This is a genomic window from Parasedimentitalea denitrificans, from assembly GCF_011813015.1.
In the GTDB taxonomy this organism is placed as follows: domain Bacteria; phylum Pseudomonadota; class Alphaproteobacteria; order Rhodobacterales; family Rhodobacteraceae; genus Parasedimentitalea; species Parasedimentitalea denitrificans.
Genome location: NZ_QHLQ01000004.1, coordinates 106,395 through 119,814 on the forward strand (window position 1 = coordinate 106,395; position 13,420 = coordinate 119,814).

The window sequence follows — 13,420 nt, forward strand, 5'->3', positions numbered from 1 at the left end:
TAAGATACTTATCCTTCTGTGCGGCCCGTGCCGCCCACCGTTTTACGCATGCCCTGCAGTCGCTGCGCTTCCTCTACAACACGTTTGCTGAGTCCACCAGAGGCAAGCGCCGCATGTATCACAGTTTGACGCCCAAAAGCCATGCCTAGCTCATCTGCGGTTAGGCAACCAATGTAGTTACCCATGTGCGGCGTGCTTAGTTTTGACTTACCACGCCCCGACCCATCAACTGCTTGTATCAGCACCTGGGCCTCTTCTTTGGACAGCCAGTCTTTGACTTTTTCATAGCCACCAACTGCTGCCCCCGATTTCCTTGCCAGACTTAGTAGCTCGATCAGGCGGCGCAAAATTTGTCGCTCCACCTCATCGACCAGCCCATCAGGCATTGTTACCTGGGTCTTGAAACCACGGGAAAAGAGTTTCTTCTTTACCGCAATTTCAAGAGCTTCCCGCTCAGCGGCCACATAGACCCCACGACCGGGCAGCTTGCCCATAATATCCGCAACAACCTGTCCATCCGGACCGATGACAAAACGCACCAACCCGTGTTTCGGCTGCACCTCACCTGTGGCAAGACACTTGCGATCTGGACCATTGCTCAGGTCCGTTGAGTTGCTACCGCCACCCATGTTCAATCACTCGAGGCCTGAGATCAGGCCTCGGCCTCCGACTGTTGCTCATCTTCGTCTGCGTCTTCAGAAACGTCCTCGTCTGTCTCCAAATCTGCAGGATCTACCCAGCCCAGCATAATGCGGGCGGTCATTACGAGATTTTGTGCATCTTCCAGCGACATTTCGAAAGGTTCGAGGATGCCGTCGTCCTTGATTCGCTCGCCGTTATCGGTGGTCCAGCCACCAGCCAGCTCCCAGTCAGCGCATGTTGCAAAGTCTTCCAGCGTTTTCACGCCATCTTTTGCCAGAGCTTCGACCATCAGTGGTGTCAGACCTTCGAAGTTAATCAGGCTGTCTTCAACACCCAAGGCGCGGGCGGCTTCGATAGCTGCCTTGGCCTGAGCCTCCAGATTGTCGCGAGCGCGGGCCTGCAGCTCGGATGCTGTATCAGTATCGACACCATCAATAACCAGCAGCTCTTCCAGCTCGACGTAGGCAACTTCTTCCAGGTTAGTAAACCCTTCGGAAACCAGCAGCTGAGCAAAGAACTCGTCCAGGTCCAGAGCGGCCATGAACAGCGCGGTGCGAGCTTCGAATTCCTTCTGGCGGCGTGCGCTTTCTTCTTCTTCGGTCATGATGTCGATATCAAGACCGGTCAGCTGAGACGCCAAACGCACGTTCTGGCCGCGGCGACCAATCGCTAGGCTCAGCTGCTCTTCAGGAACTACAACTTCGATTTTGCCGGCTTCTTCATCCAGAACAACCTTGGAAACCTCGGCTGGCTGCAACGCGTTGACCAGGAATGTTGGCTGGTCTTCGTTCCACGGGATGATGTCGATTTTTTCGCCCTGCAGTTCGTTGACCACAGCCTGCACACGCGAGCCGCGCATACCAACACAGGCACCAACTGGATCAATCGAGCCGTCATACGAGATCACAGCGATTTTGGCACGTGAACCAGGGTCACGGGCTACAGCCTTGATATCGATGATGCCGTCATAGATTTCAGGCACTTCCATCTTGAACAGTTCGGCCATGAATTCTGGCGCGGTCCGGGACAGGAAGATCTGTGGGCCACGCTGCTCGCGGCGTACGTCTTTGATGAAACACCGGATACGATCATTCGGGCGATAGCTTTCGCGGCCGATTTTCTCGTTGCGACGCAAGATTGCTTCGCCAGCGCCTACGTCAACGATGACGTTGCCATACTCCTCGCGCTTGACCAGACCATTGATGATGCTGCCCGCGCGGTCTTTGAATTCTTCGTACTGGCGATCACGCTCAGCTTCGCGAACCCGCTGCAGGATCACCTGCTTGGCGGACTGCGCTGCAATCCGGCCCATTTCAACCGGTGGGACTTCCTCGACGAAAGTATCCCCAACTGCAGGTTCTGCCATGTATTGCTTGGCTTGCTCGACGGTGAATTCGGACTGGTAGTTTTCCAGCTCTTCGTCTTCGACCACTGTACGCACACGGGTAAATGTGGCTTTGCCGGTTTTGCGGTCAATGGACACGCGGATGTCCATTTCACTGCCGTAACGGCTCTTGGCGGCTCGGGCCAAGCTTTCTTCCATCGCATCGACAACCAGGCTGGGGTCGATCATCTTTTCTCGGGCAACCGCTTCGGCGGTTTGCAAGAGCTCCAGCTGGTTAGCAGAGGTGATTGCCATTATTCTTTCTCCTCTTCGGACCCTTCGGTCTCGATCTCGTCAAATGCGTCTTCGTTCAAAACGCCTGCATCTTTACGTTGGCGCAGCATTTCCTTGATCAACTCGTCGGTCAATACCAGCTTGGCATCGCTCAACCAGTCAAACTGCAACCCAATGGTGCCTTCTTCAATATTGATCAGCACCTCTTCGCCCTCGACGCCCGCCAGTTGCCCCTTAAAGCGGCGGCGGCCTCCGATCAGCTCACCAGTCTCGATCTTGGCTTCATAACCTTCGAACATGGCGAAGTCTTTCAACCGCGTGAGTGGGCGATCAATACCTGGGCTCGACACTTCAAGAGCATAGGCATCCAGGATCGGGTCTTCTACATCCAAAACCGCGCTTACTGCGTTTGAAATAACCGCGCAGTCGTCAACTTCGATGCCGCCATTCGGTTTATCAGCCATAATTTGCAGGCTTGTCGTCTTACCGGACATCAGGCGAACACGCACCAACTCATAGCCGAGGTCTTCAATCACCGGAGTGATAATCTCGGCCATACGGCGGTCAATGGCAGCTTTGGCAATCAGGTCGTTTGTCATCATGATCCATCACATGCGTTTAAGCACAAAAAAACGGGCGCGCGGCCCGTCAGATCATCCCGATGGTGCTTCGTACCCAAGGCCCGACGCGCCGCTGTTGAAACGGGATATAGGCGGGACAGGGTGAGTCTGCAAGCCCTCAGTTCTACTTGCCGCAAATACATTAGCCCAAGCTAGATTAAAGTTGTTACTTAAACCCTCCACCACCGTTCGGCGATGCGACCGTCATCCAAAGCAGTGCGACTGCCGATTACCTTTGGCACACCAACCCCAGAGTGGGTCGCGATTGCCATTTCCTGCTGTGACGGCAGATACCTGAAATCGCCACGTTTGATCAGCCCCTTTGGATCGGGCAATGCTGAAATGTCAACATAGCCTTCGCGAAGCGCTTCGGCACGGACGGTTTCGTCCGGGATCACGATTACTTCTATCTGATCGGCCCAGCCAGCTTGGCCATCTTTAAAATGACCCTCTACCCGCGAGGCACGAAAATGGCGGTTCTCTTGATACTGATCGACCCGGTAGCAGCCCGTGCCACACGCCTGAGCCAACGGTGCATCAACACGCCCAGCGCGGGCGACAAACAGTGCGGAATCCGCCAAAATATAAGGAAAATCAGGGTTTGGTGCAGAAAGTTCAACTTGCAACTGCAGGTCTGACACCACGGTGTAACCCAGAATGTCTGCACCATCTGGCAGGGTGTGTGCCGACAACGAAGCCACTACATCCACAGCGGTCATTTCGTGTCCATCGCTGAAGCGAACGCCGGGACGTAAATCAAATGTCCAGATGCGGGCATCCTGACTGCTGTGCCAATGGCTTGCCAGTTCACCACGCAGGACACCGTCTGGCGATATTTCAGTCAGGCTGTGATACAACGCGCCGCGTACGACTTGATCTAGTAAGTCTCCATCACGGGGAACGGCTAACCGTAGAACACCACCGCGCAAAGGTGCCGCTGACAAGGATGTGCCCGTAGCTGCCAACAATGCGGCGGCCGCACCCGAGGCAAACAAGGCACGACGGTCAATCCGTCTCATCTATAGTTCCTCCGCAATGCGGTTCATCACTTGCACCAATTCGGCACTGATTCCCGGTTCCGACAGTGCATGTCCAGACCCCCGAATCATTTTCAGTCTCGCCTCGGGCCACAACTCGTTCAAGCGCCAAGCCATGACGGGTGGACAAATCATATCATACCTACCCTGAACGATGTCACCCGGAATATGCGAAATCCGACCCATATTTGCCAGAATTTGACCATCACTTTCCAAGAAGCCGTCGTTGATGAAATAGTGGTTCTCTAGCCTTGCAAAGGCGCGGGCATACTCGCCCGGGCTTTCACCGGTTCGTCCATTTGAATAAACTGACGCCAAGGCGTTTTCCCAAGCTGACCACGCCTTACCGAACCGGATTTCCTCAGAAATTTTACCAGAAAACAACCGCTTATGATAGGCGCCGATGATATCACCGCGTTCGTTCTCGGGGATCAACGACACAAATTTGGCCCATACCTCAGGCCAAAACTTGCCGGCACCGCCGCCGTAGAACCAGTCCAATTCGCCCCTGGTCATCAAGAACACCCCCCGAAGGATCAGATGACGTACGCGATCTGGGTGGGCCTGGGCGTAGACCAACGACAGAGTTGCGCCCCAACTGCCACCAAAGACCATCCAGTCGTCGATTTCCAGCAGGCGGCGAATCTGTTCCATATCCGCGACAAGGTGCCAGGTCGTGTTGTCCTCGCATGAGGCATAGGGACGAGAGCGCCCGCACCCGCGTTGGTCAAACAGAATTACCCTGTAGATATCCGGATCAAAGTAACGCCGCATCGCTGGGCTGCTACCACCGCCTGGTCCCCCGTGACAAACTATCACAGGTACCCCGCGAGGGTTGCCGCTTTGCTCTACGTATATTCGGTGCCCCTGTCCTACATCAATCATCCGCTGATCAAATGCTTCGACCGGCGGGTAAAGATATTGAACTGCGCGCTTTTGATCCCGGAGTTTGTCCATTATTGACCTAAGTTAGAATATCTGAACCAAAAGAACACACGGAGACAGGAATGCAAACGCCTCAATCCACCGTTGACCCCTCTGAAATCGCAAAATTTGAAGCGATGGCGGCTGAATGGTGGGATCCGAACGGTAAGTTTAAGCCACTGCACATGCTGAACCCTTGTCGGCTGGATTATATCACACAGCAGATCGCTGGTGAATTTGATCGTGATCTAACGAAACCGCTGCCGTTTACTGGGTTGCGACTGCTGGATATCGGCTGTGGCGGCGGACTGCTATCGGAACCGATGGCGCGCCTAGGGGCCACTGTTGTCGGAGCTGACGCTGCTGAAGGAAACCTACCAGTAGCGCGCATTCATGCCGAACAATCCGGGTTGGACATCGATTACCGCCACACCACAGCCGAAGCCCTTGCCGAAGCTGGCGAACAATTCGACGTCGTTCTTAATATGGAAGTTGTTGAGCACGTTGCTGATCCCTTGGCATACTTAACCGCAACTCAGCAACTGTTGCGTCCGGGTGGTCTGCAAATCTGTTCGACGATCAACCGCAACGCCAAGAGCTATGCCATGGCAATTATAGGTGCTGAAGTGATTATGCGCTGGTTGCCAAGAGGCACGCATGAGTGGGCAAAATTCATCACGCCTGACGAGCTGTTTGATCTGCTATCACAAGCAAGATTGTCTCCTGTTGATCGGAAAGGTTTCCTTTTCAACCCAATAACTTGGAGCTGGTCCATCTCTGAACGGGATCTGAGCGTAAATTACGTTACTGCTAGTATTAAGCGCTAATCCTCAAACCTATACTTTAGGATAGGTCGCGGATCCTTCTGCGCCTTTGTTCAAGGTATTAGGCGGTGCTACGCTGAATGAACACGCACTCAGGAATGACCCTGGGGGTTATTAGGGTAGAAAATCGCCCTTAATCGAGTGAATGCTACTAAGTTTCTATCGGCCACTTAATGCTCACGGACCCGATTGAAACAGCGAGGTATCTGGGAGCAGATACCTCGTTTTCATTTAAAGCAACGAATTAAACATCACTTTCAAGTTTACTTCGCAGCTCCCGCAGAATTGGCAGCGCGGCGCGCACTCGGTCACTTCCCAGCTCACTCACCACTTCTGAGATTATCGGAGTAATTCCAGCCAGGGCAGCATTGCGGGCTTCTCGGCCGGCTGAGCTGATCGCCACCATCTTGCGCCGAGCATCGTCCCAGTCTGGGCGGATATGTATATAACCTGCAACTTCCAACTTGCTAAGCGTGTTCGTCATCGCGCCGCGCGTTACGTGAAATGCCTTGGCCAATTGCGCAGGAGAACGTTCCAGCCCGACCCTTGCCAAGTGATTTAGAACCGAAAAATGAGACAGTTCCATGCCCTTGGGCAGCGCCTTGGTCAGGCGTGAGCGGGCTAATTGGTCTGCCATCAAAATTTCGCTAAACAGCGAAACTGCAAGAGAATTATTTTCTTCCATCAGGTTCGTCGAACTTCCGATCATGTGTCAACGCAGGAATACGCCTGCGTGCTTCTGACACTTTTTTCACGTCCAAATCAACGTAGCTCACCCCTGGATCGATGCCAGCATCCGATAAAACTTCGCCCCATGGGGCAACAACTAGAGAGTGCCCATAGGTTTGACGGCATCCACCAACGCAGGCAGAGTGTTTTCCGGTTTGAGCAGGAGCCAAGATGTAACAGCCGGTTTCTATCGCGCGGGCACGCAAAAGTGTGTACCAATGGGCAGCGCCGGTCACATGTGAAAATGCTGCCGGAACAGTCAATATATCCGCGCCAGCCTTAGCCAGTGCTCGATGTAGGTGCCCGAACCTGACATCGTAACAAATGCTCATGCCAACGCGGCCAAACGAAGTTTCGGCCAGAACAGCCCGATCGCCAGGGCGGTATCCATCTGACTCGCGGTAGGTTTCTTCCGGCGTCACGTCCACATCAAACATGTGGATTTTGTCGTACCTCGCGGTGATCTCACCCTGTGGTGAAATCAGGAATTGCCGGTTGGCAAAGCGCCCATCGCTGTCGTGCGTTTTGACAGCCAATGACCCCAACAACAGCCAGACCCCGTGTTTTGCCGCAGCGATTTGCAAAGCTGCCAACGTGGGGTCGTCTTCTTCGTGATGCAACACGGCTTGCTGGTGCCTGCGGCTGGTACTGACGCAGTTGGTGACCTCCGGCGTCAGAACAAATTCAGCACCACCCGCCGCGGCCTCTGCCAACATCGCTTTAACTGTGATCAGGTTTTCACCCGGATCATCGCTCGATGTCATCTGCAACAGGGCCGCGCGCATTTGGATCTCCGAATTTAGGCCGCGAGCAGAGGATCAAGTTTTCCCGCCTGCTCAAGCGCGTACAAATCATCGCAGCCGCCCACATGGGTGTCGCCGATAAAAATCTGCGGCACAGTACGGCCACCATTGGCGCGCTGAATCATCTCTGGCTTACGCTCAGGATCGGTCAACACGTTCACCTCGGCAAAGGTAACACCTTTTTGGGTGAGCAACCGTTTGGCAGCATGACAAAAACCGCACAATGGCGAGGTATATATTTCGACCGATCTCATTGAGGTCTCCATTTCATTCAGCTTTGACGTTGTGGGGGATTTGGGGAGCCAATGCAACAATTGCGAGGGACGCGCGAAAACGTGATCAATTGATCACTGTTTGGTGACGCGCGCCAGCGTCACCACCCTAACCTTTGCCGCACCACCGCGCAGGCATGCATCAGTACAGGCCGTCAATGTTGCACCAGAGGTCATTACATCATCAACCAACAGAACCACCCTCCCCTGTAAATTAAACTTTTGACGTGGGTTACAGATGATAGCATCGCCCAGCGCCACATACCGTTGTTCTCGTGTCTTACCATCCAGTGACTCGGTCCGCTTGCGCCGGACCAGCAAATCTACACAGCATTGAAGCTGGGATTGTTTAGCCATTTGCAGTGCCAGTAGTGCTGATTGATTGTAACGCCGTTTCAGTAAGCGAGACCAATGAAGGGGCACCGGAACAATAATTGGATCGTTTTCCAGCAACGGTTTTGCAATCGTCAGAATCCACGAGGCCGCAGGTTTGGCAATGTCACCCCGATCCCCGTGTTTCAATGCCAGCACCAAGGACCGCGCCTGATCGCGATAGAGCAGCGCCGCCCGACCTTGGCTCCACGCCCGCGGGTGCGCCATGCAATCATCGCAATCCAACCGAAACCCGTCTGCTGACCCCGGCAATGGCGTGCCGCAACTTTCGCAGACGGTGCCACCAATAAATGGTGTTTCTCGCCAGCACACACCACACAGGCCAAAGTCGCTATCGACCAGATCCCCGCATCCAATACAACGTGGTGGGTAAATCAGTGAAACAGCCATTTGTATCTGCTTCAGCATCAGCCTAAACAGCCCTTATGACGCAAGCCCCACAAAATCAGCCAGCCCTGTTTGACCGCCCTGCCCTAAGCGCCCACCGAGCGCGCCGCCAGCCGACGGCTCTGTTCCTGCACGAAACCGCACGGGATGAAGTCGAGGATCGGCTCTCTATGGTTAACAGAACCTTTACGGCCCCTGCCATCATCTCTCCTTTTGCGGAGATTTGGCAGGACAGCCTACCAGGCGCAAAGATCGTATCTGATGACGATGTATTAGACTTGGAACCGGGCAAGCATGATGTGGTGATCCATGCTATGTGCCTACATTGGGCCAATGATCCAGTTGGTCAGCTGATCCAATGCCGTCGCGCGCTTAAAGAAGATGGGTTGTTGCTGGTCCTGATGATGGGTGGGCAAACCCTACACGAGCTGCGCAGCGCCCTAGCCGAAGCCGAGACCACGATAACCGGAGGCTTGTCCCCGCGGGTGGTGCCGATGGGCGAAATCCGTGATCTGGGCGGGCTATTGCAACGCGCCGGATTTGCGTTGCCGGTTGCTGATCTGGTGCCGCTGACCGCTGAGTATCGCGATTTATACCACCTGATGCACGACCTACGTGACATGGGTGAAAGCAACGCAATCGCCCAACGTTCCAGAACTCCTACGTCTCGCCTTCTGTTTGAGATGGCGGATCACCTGTATCGACAGCATTTCGCCACCGAAAACAATCGCCTGCCAGCCACCTTTGAACTGGTTTGCCTGACCGGCTGGTCGCCATCCGATTCACAGCAGAAACCCTTGCGCCCCGGTTCGGCCAAAGCTCGACTGGCCGACGCTCTAAAGGTGCCAGAGACCAAATTGCCCGATTGACCCCAAATCGGTTTTCCCTATTCATCCGAACGACCCAGCCTTACAGGACGCCACCATGTCGGACGCCACAAAACACGCCAATCACCCATCGCTACCTACCGAGAAAGTAGGCATCTTGCTGGCAAACCTTGGTACTCCGGATGATTACACCTATTGGCCAATGCGGCGGTATCTGAGCGAGTTTTTGTCTGACCAGCGGGTAATCGACTATCCGAAATGGAAATGGCAACCTTTGTTGCAGCTGATCATTCTGACTAAACGTCCCTTCAGCTCGGGCGCGGCGTATAAATCCATTTGGAACCACGACAAGGGTGAAAGCCCCTTGATGACCATTACCAAAGACCAGACCGCCAAGATGGCCGAGGCCTTAAAGGCACGGTATGGAGATCAGGTTATGGTCGATTTCTGCATGCGTTATGGCAATCCTTCGACCAAATCCAAGGTTCGTGCCATGGTCGAAGCAGGGTGCACCAAAATTTTATTCCTGCCGCTGTACCCACAATACGCCGGTGCCACTTCGGCCACCGCGAATGATGCATTTTTCAGCGCCCTGATGGACGAAACCTGGCAGCCTGCGGCCCGCACGGTTCCGGCCTATTTTGATCACCCCGATTATATCGACGCTTTGGCTAAATCTATCGAAGATGCCTTTGCCAAAATGGCAAAACGTCCTGACATCCTTGTGGTGTCATATCACGGTATGCCCGAGCGCTATTTGCAACAGGGTGATCCCTATCATTGCCAATGTCAAAAAACCACGCGCCTGCTGAAGGAACGCCTTGGTTGGGACGACACCGATCTGGTCAGCACCTTCCAGTCTCGGTTTGGCCCCGAGGAATGGCTGAAGCCCTATACCGTTGATCATGTTGCCGAACTTTCCAAGCAGGGCAAGAAAAACATCGCTGTTGTCGCCCCAGCGTTTTCGGCCGATTGCATCGAAACACTGGAAGAGATCAATGACGAGATCCGCGAGAGCTTTGAAGAGGCCGGAGGTGAGGTGTTTGAATACATCCCCTGCCTAAATGACAGCGACAGTCACATCGAGGCGCTGTCCACAATCGTGCAAGAAAACCTGAAGGGTTGGCTCGACTAAAAGAATTTGCAGTGCCGGGTGGACTAATCCAACCACCTTAGTCCAAATACGCGCAACGATATTTGTTTGCGCTGTAACAGATCAAGCGGCAGCACAAACGTGACATGGGAAAGCACGGATGAGCGAACTGCATTGGGCCACAACGCTGCAACAAAACTGGGGCATCACGGCGAACCTGACCCGGTTAGACGGTGAGTATGACCTGAACTATCTGGCCGAGGATGAAGACGGCCAAGGCTACATTCTAAAAGCTATGCGACCCGGTTGCGAAACCTGGTTGGTCGATATGCAAATCAAGGCGTTGGAGCATATCGAAGCTGGTGCGCCCGATCTACCCTGCCCCCGCGTTGTCCGCACGCCGTCCGGCGATTCTATGTTGGAGCTACCCGATGAAAACGGTGACCTGTGTCTGGTGTGGTTGCAGAACCGGCTGCCGGGAGTGTGCTATGCCAAGAAAGCCCCCAAGACACCTGATCTGATTTTTGATGTTGGCAATGTTCTGGGCAACTGCGCCAAGACGCTGGCTGATTTTCAGCACAGTGGGCTGCAGCGCGACTTCAAATGGGATCTGACCACAGCTGATTGGATTGCGGATCAGCTGGACTGCATCGCCGACCCAGCACGGTGCGCCATTATTGCCGATATTGCAGCTGAGTTTGCCAAGATCAAGCCAGCCCTTGCGTCCATGCCATCACAGGCGATCCACAACGACGCGAATGACTATAACATCCTTGTCACTGGTGAGCTGAGCGAACCGCGTCGTGTATCCGGATTTATCGATCTTGGTGACATGTGCGCCTCTCCCCGCGTTTGCGACTTGGCCATTTCTGCGGCCTATATCGTGTTGGACCATCCCAACCCCGAGGCTGCGCTGGCAGACATTGTGGCGGGTTTTCACGCGGCCAATCCGCTCAGCCCGGCCGAAGTCGACCTGATCTGGCCACTGCTGCGCGCTCGTCTGGCGGTTAGCGTGGTCAATTCGACCCTGATGGCCGTGGATAACCCAGATGATCCCTATGTGGTGATTTCCCAAGGTCCGGCCTGGCGGTTCTTGGAAGGGCACCCGCTGAACGGCGGCTTGGTCGCTGCGCGGCTACGCGCGGCCTGTGAACTGCCGGTCGTTGATGGTGCTGATCGTGTGATGGCCTATTTGGAGGCTGAACGTGGGAACTTTGCCCCGCTGATGGGCACAGACCTGACCGAGACTCCAATGGGCAGCCTCTCGGTTGAAAATTCCACCTGGCCACAAAACCCGTTTGATCTGCCTGCTGACGAAGCCGCCCGCGTGGGTGAGGAGTTCGGTGATGGAATTTGGCTGGGCTACTACCACGAACCGCGTCTGATCTACACGGCTGATGCCTTCCGCAAAGGTCCGTACAGGGCCAGCGATCGTCGCACCGTGCACCTGGCCGTTGATGGATTCGCTCCAGCAGAAACCCTACTTTACGCGCCTCTGCAGGGTACGGTTTTTGCAATTGAAAACCGAAATAACCATCTGGATTACGGCGGAGTCATCATCCTGCGCCATGAAACACCAGATGGTGATGCCTTCTACACTTTGTACGGTCATCTGAACCCTGAGTGCTGCAACCGCCTGAAGCTCGGCGATTCCATCGAAAAAGGCGCCGAGTTCTGCCGTTTGGGAGACGCTAGCGTCAATGGTGGCTGGGCGCCGCACGTGCACTTCCAACTGGCGTTGACCACTGATGGAATCGAGGCCGATTGGCCCGGCGTCGGTGATCCGGATGAGATGTACATGTGGCAGGCAATCTGCCCGAACCCAGCGGGGTTGTTGAACCTGCCAGAAGACAAGGTCTGCTATCAGCCAACCGACAAAGGTGAGGTTTTGGCAGGTCGCAAGGCGCATTTTGGTGGAAATCTGTCACTGACCTATACCGACCCTGTGATGCTGGTACGTGGATGGAAACATCATCTGTTTGATGAATGGGGTCGCCCCTATCTGGACGCCTATAACAACGTGCCTCATGTCGGCCATGCACACCCGCGTATTCAGGCTGTCGCCGCTGATCAGCTTAAGCGGATGAATTCTAATACCCGCTATCTACACCCTGCCCAAACAACCTTTGCTGAAAAGGTTCTATCAAAGCTGCCAGAACCTTTTGAGGTGTGTTTCTTTGTGAACTCTGGCACCGAAGCCAACGAGCTGGCCCTTCGCCTCGCCCGCGCCCACACTGGCGCCAAGGGCATGGTTACGCCGAACCATGGCTACCACGGCAATACAACCGGGGTGATTGATATCTCGGCCTATAAATTCAACGCTCCAGGTGGAATCGGTCAGACCGATTGGGTTGAACTGGTCGAGGTCGCAGACGACTATCGCGGGTCATTTAAACGGGACGATCCGGACCGGGCCCAAAAATTTGCGGACCTGGTAGACCCAGCCATCAAGACACTGCAAGACAAAGGCCATGGATTGGCTGGATTTATTGCAGAGACCTTCCCTTCGGTTGGTGGGCAGATCATTCCGGCTAAGGGCTATCTGGCGGCAGTTTACGAAAAAATCCGAGCCGCTGGAGGGGTTTGCATCGCAGATGAAGTGCAAACTGGACTGGGGCGATTGGGCGATTACTATTTTGGCTTCGAACACCAAGGCGCTCTGCCCGATATAGTTGTTATGGGAAAACCCATTGGCAATGGTCACCCACTTGGCGTTCTTGTCACAACCAAAGAGATTGCTGACAGCTTTGCCAAGGGACCAGAGTTCTTTTCAACCTTTGGCGGATCAAATCTATCCTGTCGAATCGGCAAAGAAGTTCTGGATATTGTCGATGACGAAGGATTGCAGGACAATGCACGGGTTATGGGTGCAAAGCTGATTGCCGGACTTAAAGCCTTGGAAAAGAAGTTCGGCTGCGTCGGTGACGTACGCGGAATGGGCCTGTTTTTGGGGCTGGAATTGATTAATCCGGATGGCTCAGAGGGCAAGGAAATATGCTCGTATGTCAAAAACCGGATGCGTGATCATAGGATATTGATCGGCAGCGAAGGACCTAAGGACAACATCCTAAAAATCCGCCCTCCACTATCTGTTGATGATGAAGGCGTCGAAATGATCTTGGGATCTCTTGGCCAGATCTTAGCTGAGCTGGATTAAGAGTAGCGTTCTTTAATACTACAAGTTGCTTTTCACTTGATTGGCAACTTGTAAAAACCAGCAACCTTAGACCGAGTATCGGCCAACAAAAAAG

General features: G+C 54.2%; 13 protein-coding genes. 4 read left to right on the forward strand and 9 right to left on the reverse strand.

Annotated features, from left to right (window positions below; all coding sequences use genetic code 11):
- Positions 1-8: 8 nt before the first annotated feature.
- The 5 genes from DL239_RS06315 to pip form a co-directional block, all read right to left on the reverse strand.
- Positions 9-629 (reverse strand): RNA-binding protein, encoded by a 621-nt coding sequence (locus DL239_RS06315; RefSeq protein ID WP_167683157.1) that lies wholly within the window; start codon positions 627-629, stop codon positions 9-11.
- Positions 630-652: 23 nt separating this feature from the next.
- Positions 653-2,281 carry a transcription termination factor NusA gene (gene nusA, locus DL239_RS06320; protein WP_167683158.1) on the reverse strand — a complete coding sequence of 543 codons (1,629 nt, stop codon included), beginning with the start codon at positions 2,279-2,281 and terminating at the stop codon, positions 653-655.
- Positions 2,281-2,859 carry a ribosome maturation factor RimP gene (gene rimP, locus DL239_RS06325; protein ID WP_167683260.1) on the reverse strand — a complete coding sequence of 193 codons (579 nt, stop codon included), beginning with the start codon at positions 2,857-2,859 and terminating at the stop codon, positions 2,281-2,283. The genes nusA and rimP overlap by 1 nt, the downstream gene beginning before the upstream one ends.
- 191 nt (positions 2,860-3,050) lie before the next feature.
- Positions 3,051-3,899, reverse strand: a complete 849-nt coding sequence (locus DL239_RS06330) for an ABC transporter substrate-binding protein (RefSeq protein ID WP_167683159.1) — start codon at positions 3,897-3,899, stop codon at positions 3,051-3,053.
- Positions 3,900-4,874: a prolyl aminopeptidase gene (gene pip, locus DL239_RS06335; RefSeq protein WP_167683160.1), complete on the reverse strand. Its 975-nt coding sequence runs from the start codon at positions 4,872-4,874 to the stop codon at positions 3,900-3,902.
- Positions 4,875-4,924: 50 nt separating this feature from the next.
- Here pip and ubiG point away from each other — a divergent pair, with 50 nt between their 5' ends.
- Positions 4,925-5,668 carry a bifunctional 2-polyprenyl-6-hydroxyphenol methylase/3-demethylubiquinol 3-O-methyltransferase UbiG gene (ubiG, locus tag DL239_RS06340; RefSeq protein WP_167683161.1) on the forward strand — a complete coding sequence of 248 codons (744 nt, stop codon included), beginning with the start codon at positions 4,925-4,927 and terminating at the stop codon, positions 5,666-5,668.
- 241 nt (positions 5,669-5,909) lie between these two features.
- Here the strand turns inward: ubiG and DL239_RS06345 are convergent, their stop codons facing one another.
- The 4 genes from DL239_RS06345 to DL239_RS06360 all read right to left on the reverse strand — a co-directional run bounded on the left by DL239_RS06345 (position 5,910) and on the right by DL239_RS06360 (position 8,252).
- Positions 5,910-6,350, reverse strand: coding sequence for a MarR family winged helix-turn-helix transcriptional regulator (locus DL239_RS06345; RefSeq protein WP_167683162.1), 441 nt, complete (start codon positions 6,348-6,350; stop codon positions 5,910-5,912).
- A complete protein-coding gene (locus DL239_RS06350; protein ID WP_167683163.1) occupies positions 6,337-7,179 on the reverse strand; it encodes a carbon-nitrogen hydrolase family protein in 843 nt (280 codons plus the stop codon). Before DL239_RS06350 ends, DL239_RS06345 begins: the two co-directional genes overlap by 14 nt.
- Positions 7,180-7,193: 14 nt before the next feature.
- Positions 7,194-7,451 carry a glutaredoxin 3 gene (gene grxC, locus DL239_RS06355; RefSeq protein WP_167683164.1) on the reverse strand — a complete coding sequence of 86 codons (258 nt, stop codon included), beginning with the start codon at positions 7,449-7,451 and terminating at the stop codon, positions 7,194-7,196.
- A gap of 93 nt (positions 7,452-7,544) precedes the next feature.
- Positions 7,545-8,252 (reverse strand): ComF family protein, encoded by a 708-nt coding sequence (locus tag DL239_RS06360; RefSeq protein ID WP_240931761.1) that lies wholly within the window; start codon positions 8,250-8,252, stop codon positions 7,545-7,547.
- Between the two features lie 35 nt (positions 8,253-8,287).
- On the opposite strand from DL239_RS06360, the gene DL239_RS06365 reads away from it, so the two are divergent.
- From DL239_RS06365 to DL239_RS06375, 3 genes are all read left to right on the forward strand, one after another.
- Positions 8,288-9,118, forward strand: a complete 831-nt coding sequence (locus DL239_RS06365; RefSeq protein ID WP_167683165.1) for a methyltransferase domain-containing protein — start codon at positions 8,288-8,290, stop codon at positions 9,116-9,118.
- A gap of 55 nt (positions 9,119-9,173) precedes the next feature.
- Positions 9,174-10,211: a ferrochelatase gene (hemH, locus tag DL239_RS06370; protein ID WP_167683166.1), complete on the forward strand. Its 1,038-nt coding sequence runs from the start codon at positions 9,174-9,176 to the stop codon at positions 10,209-10,211.
- 118 nt (positions 10,212-10,329) lie between these two features.
- Positions 10,330-13,326 carry an aminotransferase class III-fold pyridoxal phosphate-dependent enzyme gene (locus DL239_RS06375; protein WP_167683167.1) on the forward strand — a complete coding sequence of 999 codons (2,997 nt, stop codon included), beginning with the start codon at positions 10,330-10,332 and terminating at the stop codon, positions 13,324-13,326.
- The last annotated feature ends 94 nt before the right edge of the window (positions 13,327-13,420 follow it).

Excerpts from the sequence above, each read along its gene's own strand:
- DL239_RS06360 (WP_240931761.1), bottom strand. The coding sequence starts at position 8,252 with ATGGCTGTTTCACTGATTTACCCACCACGTTGTATTGGATGCGGGGAT.
- DL239_RS06350 (WP_167683163.1), bottom strand. The coding sequence starts at position 7,179 with ATGCGCGCGGCCCTGTTGCAGATGACATCGAGCGATGATCCGGGTGAA.
- rimP (WP_167683260.1), bottom strand. The coding sequence starts at position 2,859 with ATGACAAACGACCTGATTGCCAAAGCTGCCATTGACCGCCGTATGGCC.
- nusA (WP_167683158.1), bottom strand. The coding sequence starts at position 2,281 with ATGGCAATCACCTCTGCTAACCAGCTGGAGCTCTTGCAAACCGCCGAA.
- pip (WP_167683160.1), bottom strand. The coding sequence starts at position 4,874 with ATGGACAAACTCCGGGATCAAAAGCGCGCAGTTCAATATCTTTACCCG.
- DL239_RS06365 (WP_167683165.1), top strand. The coding sequence starts at position 8,288 with ATGACGCAAGCCCCACAAAATCAGCCAGCCCTGTTTGACCGCCCTGCC.
- DL239_RS06330 (WP_167683159.1), bottom strand. The coding sequence starts at position 3,899 with ATGAGACGGATTGACCGTCGTGCCTTGTTTGCCTCGGGTGCGGCCGCC.
- DL239_RS06345 (WP_167683162.1), bottom strand. The coding sequence starts at position 6,350 with ATGGAAGAAAATAATTCTCTTGCAGTTTCGCTGTTTAGCGAAATTTTG.
- DL239_RS06375 (WP_167683167.1), top strand. The coding sequence starts at position 10,330 with ATGAGCGAACTGCATTGGGCCACAACGCTGCAACAAAACTGGGGCATC.
- grxC (WP_167683164.1), bottom strand. The coding sequence starts at position 7,451 with ATGAGATCGGTCGAAATATATACCTCGCCATTGTGCGGTTTTTGTCAT.
- DL239_RS06315 (WP_167683157.1), bottom strand. The coding sequence starts at position 629 with ATGGGTGGCGGTAGCAACTCAACGGACCTGAGCAATGGTCCAGATCGC.
- hemH (WP_167683166.1), top strand. The coding sequence starts at position 9,174 with ATGTCGGACGCCACAAAACACGCCAATCACCCATCGCTACCTACCGAG.
- ubiG (WP_167683161.1), top strand. The coding sequence starts at position 4,925 with ATGCAAACGCCTCAATCCACCGTTGACCCCTCTGAAATCGCAAAATTT.